The organism is Bradyrhizobium sp. STM 3843 (genome assembly GCF_000239815.1).
In the GTDB taxonomy this organism is placed as follows: Bacteria; Pseudomonadota; Alphaproteobacteria; order Rhizobiales; family Xanthobacteraceae; genus Bradyrhizobium.
Genome location: NZ_CAFK01000010.1, coordinates 23,871 through 39,107, shown reverse-complemented (window position 1 = coordinate 39,107; position 15,237 = coordinate 23,871). Strand labels below are relative to the sequence as shown.

11 protein-coding genes are annotated in these 15,237 nt (G+C 63.7%); 2 read left to right on the top strand and 9 right to left on the bottom strand.

All coding sequences use genetic code 11. From position 1 onward, the window contains the following. Positions 1 to 34: 34 nt before the first annotated feature. From BRAS3843_RS01755 to BRAS3843_RS01745, 3 genes are all read right to left on the bottom strand, one after another. Entirely contained in the window at positions 35 to 2,521 is a 2,487-nt protein-coding gene (locus BRAS3843_RS01755; protein WP_008966969.1) for a penicillin-binding protein 1A, read from the bottom strand. A 962-nt stretch (positions 2,522 to 3,483) separates the two neighbouring features. Then, positions 3,484 to 5,958, bottom strand: coding sequence for an EAL domain-containing protein (locus BRAS3843_RS01750; RefSeq protein ID WP_008966967.1), 2,475 nt, complete (start codon positions 5,956 to 5,958; stop codon positions 3,484 to 3,486). A gap of 359 nt (positions 5,959 to 6,317) precedes the next feature. Further along, positions 6,318 to 7,382, bottom strand: coding sequence for a hypothetical protein (locus BRAS3843_RS01745; protein ID WP_035980573.1), 1,065 nt, complete (start codon positions 7,380 to 7,382; stop codon positions 6,318 to 6,320). 397 nt (positions 7,383 to 7,779) lie between these two features. Here BRAS3843_RS01745 and BRAS3843_RS01740 point away from each other — a divergent pair, with 397 nt between their 5' ends. Further along, positions 7,780 to 8,796: a patatin-like phospholipase family protein gene (locus BRAS3843_RS01740; RefSeq protein ID WP_008966964.1), complete on the top strand. Its 1,017-nt coding sequence runs from the start codon at positions 7,780 to 7,782 to the stop codon at positions 8,794 to 8,796. On the opposite strand, the gene BRAS3843_RS01735 is transcribed toward BRAS3843_RS01740, so the two are convergent. Next, positions 8,783 to 9,211, bottom strand: a complete 429-nt coding sequence (locus BRAS3843_RS01735) for a CBS domain-containing protein (protein WP_008966963.1) — start codon at positions 9,209 to 9,211, stop codon at positions 8,783 to 8,785. The two genes, BRAS3843_RS01740 and BRAS3843_RS01735, sit on opposite strands and share 14 nt — an antisense overlap. Positions 9,212 to 9,443: 232 nt before the next feature. Next, complete coding sequence (locus BRAS3843_RS01730) at positions 9,444 to 10,238, bottom strand: rhomboid family intramembrane serine protease (RefSeq protein WP_035980552.1); 795 nt, start codon at positions 10,236 to 10,238, stop codon at positions 9,444 to 9,446. Between the two features lie 497 nt (positions 10,239 to 10,735). Here BRAS3843_RS01730 and BRAS3843_RS01725 point away from each other — a divergent pair, with 497 nt between their 5' ends. After that, positions 10,736 to 11,293 (top strand): PAS domain-containing protein, encoded by a 558-nt coding sequence (locus BRAS3843_RS01725; RefSeq protein ID WP_008966960.1) that lies wholly within the window; start codon positions 10,736 to 10,738, stop codon positions 11,291 to 11,293. Between the two features lie 25 nt (positions 11,294 to 11,318). On the opposite strand, the gene ugpC is transcribed toward BRAS3843_RS01725, so the two are convergent. The 4 genes from ugpC to BRAS3843_RS01705 are packed head-to-tail and all read right to left on the bottom strand — an operon-like array spanning position 11,319 to position 15,198. Next, positions 11,319 to 12,464 (bottom strand): sn-glycerol-3-phosphate ABC transporter ATP-binding protein UgpC, encoded by a 1,146-nt coding sequence (gene ugpC / locus BRAS3843_RS01720; protein WP_008966959.1) that lies wholly within the window; start codon positions 12,462 to 12,464, stop codon positions 11,319 to 11,321. A gap of 5 nt (positions 12,465 to 12,469) precedes the next feature. Then, complete coding sequence (locus tag BRAS3843_RS01715; RefSeq protein WP_008966958.1) at positions 12,470 to 13,507, bottom strand: NAD(P)-dependent alcohol dehydrogenase; 1,038 nt, start codon at positions 13,505 to 13,507, stop codon at positions 12,470 to 12,472. A 12-nt stretch (positions 13,508 to 13,519) separates the two neighbouring features. Beyond that, a complete protein-coding gene (locus tag BRAS3843_RS01710) occupies positions 13,520 to 14,338 on the bottom strand; it encodes a carbohydrate ABC transporter permease (protein WP_008966957.1) in 819 nt (272 codons plus the stop codon). Then, a complete protein-coding gene (locus BRAS3843_RS01705; RefSeq protein ID WP_008966956.1) occupies positions 14,335 to 15,198 on the bottom strand; it encodes a sugar ABC transporter permease in 864 nt (287 codons plus the stop codon). Before BRAS3843_RS01705 ends, BRAS3843_RS01710 begins: the two co-directional genes overlap by 4 nt. Between the last annotated feature and the right edge of the window lie 39 nt (positions 15,199 to 15,237).

The following is a 15,237-nucleotide window of genomic DNA, read 5'->3' as shown; positions in this document are numbered from 1 at the left end:
CAGCTATCCGCCAGCGCTTCGCTGTGGCCGCGCGTTAGTAAAGGCCGCCGGTCCCTGGCCGCATGACCGCGCCGGTGTCCAGCGCAGTGCCCTGTGGAACAAGTGCGCGGTCGGGATCGGCTTCGCTCATTGTCGAGAAGCTGTCCGGCGGCGCTGTGCCAGGTTTGAAGGGTTCGAGGATGGCGCCAGCCTGGCCTGGGACGGCGCGCATGCCGGTCCTGGCATCGACGCGGACCAGCTTGATGCCGGCGGGGATTTTGAATGGTGTCGCTGGCTTGTCGATCAGCGCCAGCTTCATGAAGTCGCGGGCAATCGGCGCTGTGATACGCGCGGCCTGCGCTGTTCTGCCAAGACTGCGTGGCTTGTCGTAGCCGACATACAGACCGATGACGAGATCCGGCGAGAACCCGACGAACCAGACATCCTTGGCCTCGTTGGTCGTTCCGGTCTTCCCGGCAATCGGCTTGCCGACCTCCTTGAGGGCAATCGCGGTGCCGCCCTGGACGACCCCTTCCATCAGTTCGGTGATCTGATAGGTCGTCATGGTGTCCAGCACCTGCTCACGACGATCGACGAGCTGCGGCTCGGCCTGATTGTGCCACCCCTCAGGTGCCTCGCAACCGCGGCATTCGCGGGCGTCGTGCCTGAATATGGTGTGACCGTAGCGATCCTGGATGCGATCGATCAGAGTCGGCTTAACACGGCGGCCGCCGTTGGCGATCATCGAGTACGCCGTGACCATTCGCATGACAGTGGTCTCGCCGGTGCCGAGCGAGTAGGACAGATAGTTGGGAACCTCGTCATAGATGCCGAACCGCTTGGCGTATTCGGAAATCAGGGGCATGCCGATATCCTGCGCCAGGCGCACCGTCACCGTGTTCAGCGACAGCCGCAGCGCATTTCGAAGCGTGGTCGGTCCGAGATATTTGCCGTTCGAGAAGTCGTCAGGACGCCAGACATCGCCTCCTTCACCCTGGTCGACTTCAATGGGAGCATCGACCATCATGCTGGACGGCGTATAGCCGTTGTCGAGCGCGGCAGAATAGACAATCGGCTTGAAGGTCGAACCGGGCTGCCGATAGGCTTGCGTGGCGCGATTGAACTGACTTTGATCGAAAGAGAAGCCGCCGACCATCGCCACCACGCGTCCGGTGTTAGGCTCCATGACCACCATGGCGCCGGAAACTTCAGGCAACTGCTCCAGCCGGTACTGGCCTTCGACCGGGCGGCCCTCTTTGTAGAGCGGATCGACATAGATCACGTCGCCCGGCTGCAGCACCTGCGCGACCGAGCTCGGCGTCCGGCCGCGCCCAGGTCCGGAAGCCGCCCTGGCCCATTTGACGCCCTCAAGCGAGATCAACCCGGTCTGCCGCTCCTTGCTGAGCGCGCCAAGCTCGCGGCCCGGTTGGAAGCCGATTCGCGCCGACTGGCCGCTCGTCTCCAGCACCACTGCCAGCCGCCACGGCGAGATGTCCGAAAGCGATTTGATCTCGGCGAGCTTCACGCCCCAGTCACCGGAGATATCGAGCTTGCTGACCGGTCCGCGATAGCCTTGCTCCTCGTCGTAGCGCACCAGGCCCGCCACCATGGTCTTACGCGCCATGACCTGGATCTTCGGATCGAGCGTGGTGTGCACCGATAGCCCACCCTCATAAAGCTTCTTCTCGCCGTAACGGTCAAACAAATCGCGTCGTGTTTCCTCGGCAAAAAACTCACCCGCGAAGGTGTGCGCGCTCCCAGCGTGAGTGCTGATCGTGATCGGCTCCCTGCGCGCCGCGTCGGCATCGGCCTTGTTGATCCAGCTATTTTCAAACAGCCGGTCGACCACGTAATTGCGCCGCTCGATCGCGCGATCATGATTGCGGATCGGATGCAGGCTGCCGGGCATCTTGGGCAGCGCGGCCAGATAAGACGCCTCGGCGACCGTGAGCTCGTTGACCGACTTGTCGAAATAGACCAATGCGGCGGCGGCGACGCCATAGGCGCCCGAGCCCAGATAGATCTCGTTCAGATAGAGCTCCAGGATCTTGTCCTTGGAATAAGCGCGCTCGATGCGCATCGCAACCAGCGCTTCCTTGATCTTGCGGGTGAACGACACCTCGTTCGTCAGGAGGAAGTTCTTCGCGACCTGCTGCGTGATGGTGGACGCGCCCTGCGGACGCCGGTCCGAGCCGAAATGCTGCGCATAGGCCAGCGCTGCGCGTGCCATGCCGGAGAAGTCGATGCCGCCATGTTCGTAAAAGTTCTTGTCTTCGGCTGCGAGGAACGCGTTGATCACGAGCTTTGGCACGGCCTGGATCGGCAGATAAAGCCGGCGCTCCCGGGCATATTCGCCAACAAGCGATCCGTCGGCCGCGTGCACGCGGGTCATCACCGCCGGCTCGTAATTCTGGAGTTGCGAATAATCCGGCAGGTCCTTCGAGAAGTGCCAGAACAGGCCGGCTACGGCGGCCGCGCCGATCAGGAACACGACAGTGCCCGCCGCGAAGAAGAAACTGAAAAAGCGCATCAGCAGGCGCATCGGTCGACATTCCTAACACTGCGCCGAGTCTGCAGCGCTTCTCAGGATCCTGATTCGGTGTTTTCTGGGAAGCAACCGGGGCGGGCAGTCCACATTCCGACGAGACAAGATACCAGATACGGACCTTGCGGCAAATCTGCGACTGCCGATCTCGTTACCGCTTTGCACGAAGGGGATGCGGGCTACGCCAACGATAGAAGAATGAGCAAGAGACCATCGTGCCAAAACACGAAGTTCGGGAACGATTTCAACGGGTACGCCTTCCTGCTGCCCGCTCAGCCAAAGAATCTTCTTTCGTTTTTTCAGAAATCGTGCTTATCTATCGCCATCCCGCCTCGTGCAGAGGGGCGTACGCGTCGTCACGATACGTGGAGTGCGGGATGCGGTGGACGTGAAGGCTGCGCTTGACGAGCGCGGTCCGGCACGGACGGCGAAATCGTGTGGTCCTGACGCCCCGGTGCTGGCGTCCTGCGCAACGCGCTCGCGCGTTGTCGCTCGCGACGATGCTTCGCATCACGCAGTGGGGGCAATCAAGCCGGTCCCCAAGGAGAGCGCGTATAAGCCGTAAACTATCGCGCAGGGAGGGCCGGGATGTCTCAGCCGAACCTGTGGTGACTGCCGCCTGCTTTCTTTGATGCAGGCGGGCCATGGGGGCGGCAAGCTCCCGGCCTTCCCTGCGCCCTCTCGATTTTCGAAAGGGAGATGCTGGTCGCATCACTCGGGCACGACGTGCCGCGAGATGCTGGAGCGTGCTTTAATTGAACTACATGTCGTCATTTTACGCCGTCATGCCCCGCGAAGGCGGGGCATCCAGTACGCCGCGGCATTTCGGGTCATCATCACTGCCGGTGGAATACTGGATCGCCCGCCTTCGCGGGCGAAGACGGCGAGAATAATAGTGGCGGTTCGATGCCTCGACAGGGAAACCCAACGTGACCCGCAAGCCGCACGGACAGCCGCCGTTACGCCGCCCTCGAGCCGCGCGCCCCGAAGCGGACCAGAAGCTCTTCGACTTCGGACGCCGGCTTGGCGGCACTGAACAGAAAGCCCTGCACCTGGTTGCAACCCTCCGCCCGCAGCCAGTCGAGTTGATCGACGGTTTCGACGCCCTCGGCCGTCGTCGTGATGTTCAGGCTGCGGCCGAGCCCGGAGATCGCCCGCACGATCGCGACACAGTCCGAACGCTGCGCGAGATCCTTCACGAAGGAGCGGTCGATCTTGATCTTGTCGAACGGGAAGCTGCGGAGATAGCTGAGGCTGGAATAGCCGGTGCCGAAATCGTCCATCGAGATGCTGACGCCAAGCTGCCGGAGCTGGTGCAAGGTCGCGAGATTGGCCTCGGTCTCCGCCAGGAAGATCGATTCGGTGATCTCGAGCTCGAGCCGGGTCGGTGCGAGCCCGGACTGCGCCAGCGCCGACATCACGACCTGGACCAGGTTGCGGCTGCGGAACTGCACCGCGGAGAGATTGACCGCAACCTTGATTCCGTCAGGCCATTTGGCGGCGACGCTGCAGGCCTCGCGCAGCACCCATTCCCCGAGCGGCACGATCAGCCCGATATCCTCGGCGACAGGAACGAAATCGGCGGGCGAGATCATGCCTTTCTCGCGATGCCGCCAGCGCAACAGCGACTCGAAGCAGCTGATGCGGTTGGATGCGACGTCCACCAGCGGCTGATAGTGCAGTTCGAATTCGCCATGGGCAAACGCATGGCGCAGATCGTGCTCGAGGTCGCGGCGCTTTTGCGCCTGGCGATCCATATCCGTTTCGAAGAAGCGGTGCACGCGGCCGCCATCCTGCTTGGCGCGGTACAGCGCCATGTCGGCGTTCTTCATCAGTTGCTCGCTGCTCGAGCCGTCATACGGCGACACCGCGATCCCGATCGAGGCGCCGATCACGAGCTCCTGGTCCTCGATCTCGTAGGGGGCGCTGAGGACCTCGATCAGATCAGCGGCAAATTCGCTGATGTTGCTGGACGTTCCGGCGTCGTTCAAGATCACCGCAAACTCGTCGCCACCGAGCCGCGCCGCCAGATTGCCACCGCGCGCCTGCTCCTTGAGCCGGTTGGCGACCGCCTGCAACAGGCGATCGCCGATGGGGTGACCGAGCGAATCATTGACGTTCTTGAACAGATCGAGGTCGACGCACATGATCGCGACGCGCTTGTTGCCGGCGGCGCCCTGCTCCAGCGCCTGCTTGAGGCGTTCCTGGTAGAATTCGCGATTGGGCAGGCCGGTGAGCCCGTCATGGTGCGCCATATAGGCAATGCGCGCCTCGGCCTTGCGACGCTCGGTGATGTCGACGATCGAGACCAGAAAGCCGTCACGGCCGTCGAAGGTGACCCGCCGGCCGTAGGTCAAGACCTCGATCTCACTGCCATCGGCCTTGAGGTGGCGCCAGTCGCGCTGAAAATGATCGGTCTCGGCGAGGTCCTCCAAGGCCTGGTCCAGGCTCTCCCATTCGCCGGGCGGCCAGAGTTGCCAGATGGTCCTGCGCAGAAACTGCGCGCGGCTGTAGCCGTAATGCCGGACAGCCGCGTCGTTGACGTTGAGGATTTCCGCGGTCGTCTTGTCGAAGATGCACATCGGCACCGGATTGGCGTCGAACAGCAGGCGGAACGACGCTTCGCGGCGCTTCAGCGCCGTCACGTCGGCAATGGTCAGCGAGACGATATCGCCAAAGGCATGGGCGCCCAGCCGCAGATTGCGCTCATCGCTGTCGACTTCGAACTGGTCATGCCCACCACGCGAGACCACGTCGAACAGACGCATCATGACGTCTTCCGCGCACAGGATGTTGCCGCCGTCGTTGAGGCGGCTCCATTGCAGGCGCGACGATGGCAGCTTGAGATGCCTGGCGGCCGATTGATTGTGATGGACGATCTGGAAGTCGCAAGGCGCACCGGCTGCGTCGCGGATGGTGGCCAGCGAGACCACGCCGTCCTCGGTCGTCGAGAAGATCGCATCGAGCAGATTGTACTGGGCGGACCGCTCGTTCACATAGGTCCCGATCAGGATGCCGCCCCAGCGCGAGCTGGTCGGCAGCGCCAGCACGTCGTAGGTGCGCACCATGCCGTCGCGCACGCAATGGCACGTCGCAAGATAAGGATGCCGCTTCGACAATGCGCAATTGGCGGCTTCGCGCAGCACGGTTGCGCAATCCGGCGATACGATCTCGACCGCGATGTCCCAGCGCTCGTCCTGCAGCCATTGCTGCACATAGCGTCCGGTGCGCGAAATTTCCAACGCGCCGTTCTCCCGCTTCAGGACCGCGATGTGATCGGCAAGGCGTCCCAGACTGCCGAGCATGACATCTTCGTAGCGCGGCAGCCCCTGGCCGGGCTTCAGCGCGGCCTGCCACTTACGTTGGAGGACAGGGATATCCTCGAACAGATCGTGATTGATTTTCGCGGACGGTTTCTTCTTGACGGCACTCATACAATTCCTACGCAATTCCGCACGCGCAGGCGCTTCTCAGCGCCAGGGCCGCTGCTTCCGAACAGCCTTCCTCGCAAGCAATTCCTCCCGGGGAAGCCCGCCGCAGAGCGGCGCACGTCTTTGCGGCACCATGCATTTGCGCGGGTCGCGTCGCGAGCTGATGAGCGGCGGCGCGCTGCACAATGTGGCGCTGCCGGTATCCAATGAAGGGGCGGCTTAATGCCTTGTAAAAATGAAAACAAATTTCGCGGAAATTGCGAATTATGACAGTTTGAAGTCGACCGATGGTTATTGCAATTTTACGACCAATCAACACAGATCGGTGTGTTGGCGTGTCCAACGCGCACGCCGGCGCACAGTCAGCGCGCAATCACCTCGACCTCGCCATCGACGCCGTTCACGACGCTGAAGGTGCGCTCGAAGACCTTGCCTTCGTTCTTGGCGATTGCGCGATATTCGCCTTCCGACAGCACCACCTTCGGAAACGCGCCGATCGATTCCTTGATCACGTCGCCGCCGGGATTGATAACCGACCACGCCGTGTTCGCAAGTGCCTCGCCGCCCTTGTCCGATACCAGCTTCAAGGTGATCACGGCCGCACGGTGGGTCACGGTGACATCGGTCAGCTTGCCGGCCTGCACGCGAATATCCGAGCGCACCACCGAATTGGCGTCGCCATAGTTAGAGACGATGTAATAGGTGCCTTCGGGCAGCAGCAGCACATCGCCGGCCGCCACGCTCGGCACCAAGGGCGGCCGCTCGCCGCCCTCGAACTGGCTGCCTTTGTAGATTGCAAAGGTGAGCTGGTTCTGCGGGATCTTGCTGGCGCCGACGCGCCCCTCCAGCCGCAACCCGCCGGCCGGCAGCACGAACGATTCGCGATCGGTGTCCGTCTTCAGGCTCACCGTGCGCACGGCGCTCACCAGGCCGAGCGAGACGTGGACCACGTAATTGCCCGGCGGCAGCACGATGTTCGGGGTCGCCGTGCGGTCTTCCCGCAGCATCTTGAAGGTGCCGGTCTCGTCGGGACGGTCGGCGAAGACCCGCCAGACCAGGCCGCCATTGACGTTCGGCAGGTCCTTGCCGTAGCGCGCCGACAGCGCGAGCACGGCTTGCGTGGGAGTGGGCGCGCTCGGCGTCTGCGGCGGCGCGGCAGGCGTTGCGGCGGGTGGCACCGCTGCGACGGATGGGGGCGCGGTCGGCATCGGCGGCGGCGCTCCGGCAGCGGGGCCGGACGGCGGTGCAAGGCTGACCGCGGCGCCCGGATCGGGCACAGCGGCCGGCGGTACCGGCGGCGGCCGGTCGCTGAAGAATTGCGCGTTCGCCGGCCCAACGCCGCCTGCGCCGAGCAAAGTGGCCGCGGCCAACAGCGCGCGCAGCCTTGCGCCGCGCCGGTCTCTGGTCATGCCGCCACGTCTCGTCATCATCGTCCTGCTTTTCACCGAAAACGCGGCGAATTCAAGCCTGTGTATCCACGGTGGACCAAGGGATGCCGCGTTTCCGGCACGTTGGTCACATCTTCGTGCGTTGCAGCAATCCAGCCGCGCCACAACATCGCACGAGGCCGCATGGGGTTGTCGGAACCGGAAAATGGCGCCATCAGATCTGCCCCTCGTGCGGCGCGTCCGGAGTTCACCGGGGTGGCGGTTCGGAATTGAACTCCGAAGTTCGCTTATGAGGCCATTGCGAATGGAACGAAGTCGGACGCCGGAGCATGAGCGGGCATAAACCATGCTTCCGCTCCGAACTGGTGAGGGGCTGGTTTGACTGCGTAGTCTGCCGTGTGACGGATCAAGAGCGTACGCCCTGGAGATGGTTGTCGTGTTGGATATGTTGATTGGGCGCCGTCAGAACGGCACAGAGGAGAACGGCAAGGTCGGGCTTGGTGCCATCCGCAAGCCTGTGATCGGGCTCGCCTTGGGCGGTGGCGCGGCGCGCGGTTTCGCCCATATCGGCGTGATTCGCACCCTGCTTGCGCACGGCATCGTACCTGATGTCGTGGTCGGCACGTCGATCGGCGCCGTGGTCGGCGGTGCTTTTGCCGCCGGTCACCTCGACACGCTGGAGGAATGGGCGCGCAGCCTGCAGATCCGCAGCGTGCTCGGCTATCTCGACATCCGCCTCAACGGCTCCGGCCTGATCGGTGGCGAGAAGCTGGCCGCCCAGCTCGAGGCGTCGCTCGGCCGGACCACGATCGAAGAGCTCTCCATGAAGGTGGCGACCGTGGCGACGGAAGTGCGCACCGGCCACGAGATCTGGTTGACCCATGGCCGGCTGGTCGATGCGATGCGCGCCTCCTATGCGCTGCCCGGCATCTTCGCGCCGGTCCTGATCGGCGACCGCTGGCTGGTCGACGGCGCGCTGGTCAATCCGGTCCCGGTATCGGCGGCGCGCGCGCTCGGAGCCGAGATCGTCATCGCCGCCAACCTCTCGAGCGACGTGTTCACCCATTCCACGACGATCTATTCACACGGCCAGCCGGTCGAGGTGCCGGAGACGATCATCGAACCCACCCCGCCGAAGCGGCGCTTCGGCAAGTTCTTCTCGCCCGAGCGCACGGTCAAACGCGAGTTCTTCGGCGGCGGCGGCCGGCCCGGCATCTCGTCCGTCATGGTGGATGCGTTCAACATCATGCAGGACCGCATCACCCGCGCACGTCTCGCGGGCGATCCGCCGGACCTCCTGATCACGCCGCGCGTCGGCCAGATCGGCTGGTTCGACTTTCATCGCGCCGCCGACCTGATCGCGGCCGGCACGCGTGCCGCCGAGCGCGCCCTGGATTCGCTCCAGGACGCGATCGGCGTCATCACGCCTCCAGACGGAGCTACGCCGTCTTGATGTACTGACGGAGGGCTTCCTGCTCGTTCTCGTATTCCTGAACGCGCCATTTCACGACGTCGCCGATCGAGATGAGGCCCACGACGAGGCCGCCATCAATGACCGGGAGGTGTCGGAATTTTCCGAGCGTCATCATTTCCATGATGGCGGAGACCGTGTCCGCCGGCCGGCAGCTCACGACCCGGCGGGTCATGATGCTGGAGACCGGCTCGTCGAGCACCTCGGCCCCGCGCTCGCCCAAGACCCGAACGATATCGCGCTCGGACAGGATGCCTTCCATGCGCGTTCCTGTCATGACCAGAACAGCGCCGATCTTGCGCTCGGCCAGACGCTTGGCGGCATCGGCAAGAGTTGTTTCCGGCTCGACGCTCTCAACCTGATGGCCCTTGGTATCGAGGATTGCGCGTACTGTCATCGACTTGTCTCCTTGAGAAGCCGGTCCCACCCTTCTTGCGCGGGGCGGCTTTCGGCTTGGCGTTTCACGAGTCTAAATCAACAGTTTGAGCGCTGCATTCACTGCAGCCAACCTCGGCAGGCCAGCGTGCATATCCGCTGCGACGCTGACGCCGCCACCTCACATGGGGCTTTCCGCCCGCTTTGCGAGCGTGTGATGATGAATGAAATCGCCTGCTATCGCAAGCACGCGATCAGTGCAGCTCACGCTCCGCCGGCGGCGACGCAGGTGCAGCATCGCGCGTGTGCGGCACGGGATCAAACAGCGCAAACAGGATCAATCCGGCGATGAAGCCACCGATATGCGCCTGCCATGCCACGCTGGCGCCGTCGGTCCCGATCGAGAGCGACCAGACGCCGAAGATGATGTTCACGACGAACCAGACCGAGAGGAAGCCGAGCACGCGCGGATTGCGCAGCGCACGCGACAGCGACAAGGCCGGGACCCTGGCCGCGGCCTCCGCGTCGCCACGGCTAAAGGACAGGAAGCTGCCCTGCACAAAGGCAAACCGCATCGCGGCGGCCATCGTGCCCGAGACCGACGCCGACGCTCCGATCATTGGCGCGATCTCGTGCTCATGCGTCAGCAGGTGTGCCAGCGCGCCGGCTGCGGCGGTCACGGCCATGAACAGGAAGAACCTGAGCGCGCCGAAACGGCGCGCCAATGCGCTGCCGAACGGCAACAGCCACAGGACGTTGAATCCGATGTGGGTCAGATTGGCATGCAACAGCGAATAGCTGACAAAGGTCCAGACCTTGGCCCCGGCGCCACCAGGGAAGTCGACGTTCATCAGCGTGGAATCGTAGCGCTTGGGAATGAAGCCGAACACATCGACGGTCCAGTTCTCCCACTCCAGCGGCAGCAGGACGCGCAGATGGATCGCAGCGATCAGGAGCACATAGGCTGTCAGCGCGCCGGGCAGCGTTAGGATCGGCTCGCGCGGAGGCACCGGCGGGAGCTCTTGCGGGAGGTCTGGCGACGATTCCAAGGGGGTGGGCGCCTTCAGCAGGAGGACAGCAGAGGGCCCAGATAGGCGGCTTTGGCGTCCTTACGCAAGCGCACAAACGGCCTGTTGATCGCATGAGGACGCGGCGAAAAGAATAAGGGAGGGCTCTGAGAAAGCCCTCCCTCCTTGAGGTTTGCCGGCCTTAAGCTGCGGAGAGCCGCCGGGACCAGATCCCCACCCCTCCCCGTCGCGTGACCAGACTGTTTGACGCCGCCTCGTGTCGTTCGCTTCACCGTCTTGCGCCGGACCTTCCACCTTCCAGCGCAAGCTTGATACGCATGATCTTACCGGCCGTTCCTCAGTTGCCAAGCACATCGTTAATTTAACCTTAACGATGGGAAGGCCCGGGAAAAGCAGGCGCAGTCACCGCATCGGCATGGACGCTGCAACATCCCTCCTGCACAACAAACCAGGGAGGCACCTGGCCGAGAGCGAGACAGAAATGTCCCGCTTGATCACAGGGGCCAGGGGTAAGTTCGATGAAACATCCGTCCAATCGCGATTTCTTCGCCTATTGGGACACTCAGCGCGGCTTCGCCCGCGCCCCCGACCGTAGCGAAATCGAGCCGTCCGCGGTGCGCGAACTGCTCGGCGACATCTTCGTGCTCTCCTGCGATCCGGATGCAGGCTTCCCGTTCCGGATGGCCGGAACGCGGCTCTGCGCGCTGCTCGGCGGCGATATGAAAGACAAGAGCTTCCCGGCGCAATTCGCTGCCCATAGCCGCCGCGAGATCGAGGAGATCGTGACGGTGGTCTCGGAGGAAATGCTGCCCGCGGTCGTCGGCGTCACGGCCCCCTCGCCCGATCAGTCGCGCGCCCATCTCGAGCTGCTGATGTTGCCGTTCAACACGCGCGCGCATGAGCCGATCAGCCTCACCGGCCTGCTCGCGCCGTTCGAGCAACCGCACAGCACCCTCGGTCCGCTCGAGATCGTGTCCTGGCGCTATGTCCATCGCCCGCCGGAGCCGATCGTGCCACGCACCTTGCGCAAGCTGGCGCTCGCCCGCGGCTTGATGGTCTATGAGGGCTTGCGTTAGCTAGCGCCTGGCACCGGCGCGCAAGCTAGGACGCATCTCGCATGCTCTGCCCGACTTCAGCGGCGCCAAGATAAGCGCTGCGGCAGGACTTGCCGGTCTCCGCATCGAACACATGGATCGCCTCAGGCGGCGTGCCGAAACCGACCACCGTCCCCGCGACGGGCGCGGCTTCGGCCGGCACCAAGGCCGTGACCTGCCGTGCCGGCTCGCCGGGAAGCGCGATCGTGAGCAGCACGCCGTCACCGAGATATTCGACCAGGTCGACGATCCCCGAGAGGCCGTTGAGCCTGATATCAGGCGAGGTGGATTTCAAATTGGCGGGCCGGATGCCGAGCACGGCACGCATGCCGCGATGCAGGTCGAAGCGGCCGCGCTCGACCAGGAACGTCTCGTGCCCGGTCGACAGCGCCCATTTGTTGTCGGGCGCCTCCCCGACCGTGACATCAAGCAGGTTCATGCGCGGCGATCCGACGAAATCGGCGACGAAACGGCTCCTCGGAAATCCATAGATCTCCGCAGGCGTGCCGACCTGCTCGATCAGGCCGGCCCGCAGCACGACAATGCGATCCGCGAGCGTCATGGCCTCGAGCTGATCGTGGGTGACATAGATCGTCGTAGTCTTCAGCCGCTTGTGCAGACGTGCGATCTCGACGCGCATGTGACTGCGCAGCTTGGCATCGAGATTGGACAATGGCTCGTCGAACAGGAACACGGCCGGCGTCTTGATCATGGCGCGCGCGATCGCCACCCGCTGCTGCTGCCCGCCCGACAATTGCGCCGGCTTGCGCTCGAGCAGCGCCTCCAGGCCCAGGATCGCCGAGACCTCGTGCACACGACGTTCGATGTCCTCTCGCGGCACCCGCATCCGCTTCAGACCGAAAGCGATGTTGGCAAACACGCTCATATGCGGATAGAGCGCGTAGTTCTGGAACACCATCGCGACACCCCGCTCCCGCGGAAGCAGGTCGTTGACGACCTTGCCGTCGATCGAGATCGTCCCGCCCGAGATGTCCTCGAGCCCGGCCACCATGCGCAGGATCGTCGACTTGCCGCAGCCGGACGGGCCTAAGAACACGACGAACTCGTGGTCCTCGACCTCGAGATTAAAGTCCTTCACGACCTCGAGCGGGCCATATGACTTGCAGACATGCGAGCAGGATATTCTGGCCACGATGGTCAGCCCTCGACCAGGATCTGCAGCTTGACGTCGGTCGGCCGACCGGAGGCGGCCCGCTCGAACGCGGTGATGCTCTCTTCGAACTTATAGGTGCCGGTGACCAGCGGCTTGAGGTCGACCTTCCCGGCGGCAATCAGCGCAAGCGCCCGGTCGAACACGTTGGCATAGCGGAACACGGTCTCGATACGGGCCTCCTTGGCGATGGCGCCGACCACGTCGAATGCGACCTGCTCGACCGGCAGGCCGATCAGCACCACCGCGCCGGCAGGCCGGACGATCGCAAACAGGTCTTCGAACGCCTTCGGATTGCCGCTGGCCTCGAACACGACATCGGCACCCCAGCCACCCGTCTCCCGCGCGATGACCGAGGCCAGGCTTTCGTTGCGGATGTTCACCGGCACGATGCCGTCGTAGCCGGCGGCGATTGCGAGCTTCTCGGCGCTTACATCGGAGATGTAGACCTTGGCGCAACCGCCGGCGAGCGCGGCTAGCGCTGCCATGATGCCGATCGGGCCGCATCCGACCACGGCTGCGACATCGCCGGGCCTGATCCGCGCTTGGGCCGCGGCCTGCATGCCGATCGCGAACGGCTCGACCATCGCGCCCTCGGCAAACGAGACATTGTCCGGCAGCTTGAAAGTGAAGGCGGCCGGATGAATGACGCTCGGCGTCAGCACGCCGTGGATTGGCGGCGTCGCCCAGAACCTGACGGCCGGATCGACATTGTACTTGCCGAGCTTGGAGGCACGGGAGGCCAGATTGGGCACGCCGGGCTCCATGCAGACGCGATCGCCGACCTTGAGCCCGCTCACCTCGCTGCCGACTTCGGTCACTGTGCCGGCAGCTTCGTGACCCAGCACCATCGGCGCCTCCACCACATAGCTGCCGATCCGGCCATGCGTGTAGTAATGCACGTCGCTGCCGCAAATGCCGACGGTGTGGATCTTGATGCGGACATCCTCCGGCCCGAGACGGTCATCGAGCTGGATATCGCGGAGCGCAAGCTCGCCTTTTTTCTCCAGAACCAAAGCGCGCATGACGAACCTCCTTCAGGCTTTCTTCTTGATGACGCTGTTGAGGAAGCCGCTGAGGATGCCGATGAACAGCAGCGGCGGCAGCGAAAGTAGAATGACGGACGCGTTCAGGATGCCCCAGGGCACGTCGCGGCCGAGCTGGGTCAGCTCGGAGGCGACGATCGGCAGCGTCTTGGCGTCCGACGTGGTCAGCATCAGCGCGATCAGGAACTCGTTCCAGACCAGCACGAAGCTGAAGGCGACCGCACCGATCAGCGACCTTGATGCGACCGGCAGCGCGATCAGGAAGAAGATCGCATAAGGCCCGTAGCCGTCGACCTTGGCCGCCTCCTCCACTTCCTTCGGCACGCGCTTGAATGCGGGCACCGCGAGCCAGATGATGGAAGACAGCGTGAGCAAGGTATAGGTCGCGATCAGCGCGACGCGGCTGTCATAGAGGCCGAGATCGAGCCAGATCACCATCAAGGGAATCGCGACCGCCACGGGCGGCAGGAACCGCAGCGACAACACGAAGAACTGGATATCGTCGGCCCGTTTGATCGGATAGCGCGCGACTGCATAGGCCGCAGGCAGGCCGAGCACCATGCCGATCAGGACCGAGGCGCCCGAGACCAGGATGGAGTTGATCAGGCCCGCGGTGACGCTCTCACGGCCAAGCACATACAGGATGTTGTCCAGCGTCGGGTGGAAGATCAGCAGCGGCGTTGGCGTGACGAGATCGACCCGGTTCTTGAACGCGTTCAGAAGCGTCCACAACGCCGGAATCACCGCAATTGCGGCCGCCAAAGCGACAGCCGATTTCGCCACCCACTTGCCTCTGCCACGGCTGCTCATGCGTGCACCCGCTTCCACAGCGCGGTGAAGGCGATGGTCGTGGCGACCATCATCAGCACGGCCATGCTCGACGCATAGGAAATGTTGCCGGACTCGATGAAGCCCTGCGAGAAGGCGTACATGTCGAGCGTCTCGGTCTTGATGCCCGGGCCGCCGCGCGTCATCACATAGATCAGGTCGAATGAGCGCAGCGACTCGATCATCTTCACGAATGTGAGGCTGATGAGCGGAATCTTGAGCATCGGCAGCGCAACATAAGCATAGCGCTCCCAGGTCCGTGCATGATCGAGCTCGGCCGCCTCCAGCGGCTCATGCGGCAGGCTCTCGAGCAGATGCAGGATGATCACCGAAAAGAACAGCGACCATTGCCAGACGTCGACAAAGGCGACCGTGGCGAGCGCCGTCGACGGGTTGGCCAAGAGGTCGAGCGGCTGTCCCGTGATCGCCTTGTAGGGATAGACGGCCAGGCCGAACAGCGGGTGAAACGCGAATTTCCAGACGAAGGCCGCGGACACCCGCGGCATCAGCACGGGGATCAGGAACACCACCGACAGGATGTTGCGCATGCGCGCCGAGGCGGCCTCGAACATGAGGATGCCGAGCAGGACCGCGATGCACATCGTAGCCACGACCGTCATGACCTCCCAGGTCAGCGAGACGACGATCGAATTCAGGAAGCGCCGGTCGGAGAACAGCGCGATGAAATTTGCCAACCCGACATAGTGGCTGTCCTCACTGCTGAGCTGCTTGTCCTGGAATGCGATATTGATCGCGAACACGGTCGGAACGAAGGCCAGGACGGCGAGCACAATCATCGAGGGCGAGATGAACACCGCCGGCAAGGAGGTTTTGGACTTCATATCTGGCGATTCCCTCCCTTGGCCCGTCCCTTTGCGTCC

Coding starts and splice junctions, on each gene's coding strand:
- BRAS3843_RS01755 (WP_008966969.1), bottom strand. CDS start 2,521: ATGCGCCTGCTGATGCGCTTTTTCAGTTTCTTCTTCGCGGCGGGCACT.
- BRAS3843_RS01750 (WP_008966967.1), bottom strand. CDS start 5,958: ATGAGTGCCGTCAAGAAGAAACCGTCCGCGAAAATCAATCACGATCTG.
- BRAS3843_RS01745 (WP_035980573.1), bottom strand. CDS start 7,382: ATGACGAGACGTGGCGGCATGACCAGAGACCGGCGCGGCGCAAGGCTG.
- BRAS3843_RS01735 (WP_008966963.1), bottom strand. CDS start 9,211: ATGACAGTACGCGCAATCCTCGATACCAAGGGCCATCAGGTTGAGAGC.
- BRAS3843_RS01725 (WP_008966960.1), top strand. CDS start 10,736: ATGAAACATCCGTCCAATCGCGATTTCTTCGCCTATTGGGACACTCAG.
- BRAS3843_RS01715 (WP_008966958.1), bottom strand. CDS start 13,507: ATGCGCGCTTTGGTTCTGGAGAAAAAAGGCGAGCTTGCGCTCCGCGAT.
- BRAS3843_RS01710 (WP_008966957.1), bottom strand. CDS start 14,338: ATGAGCAGCCGTGGCAGAGGCAAGTGGGTGGCGAAATCGGCTGTCGCT.
- BRAS3843_RS01705 (WP_008966956.1), bottom strand. CDS start 15,198: ATGAAGTCCAAAACCTCCTTGCCGGCGGTGTTCATCTCGCCCTCGATG.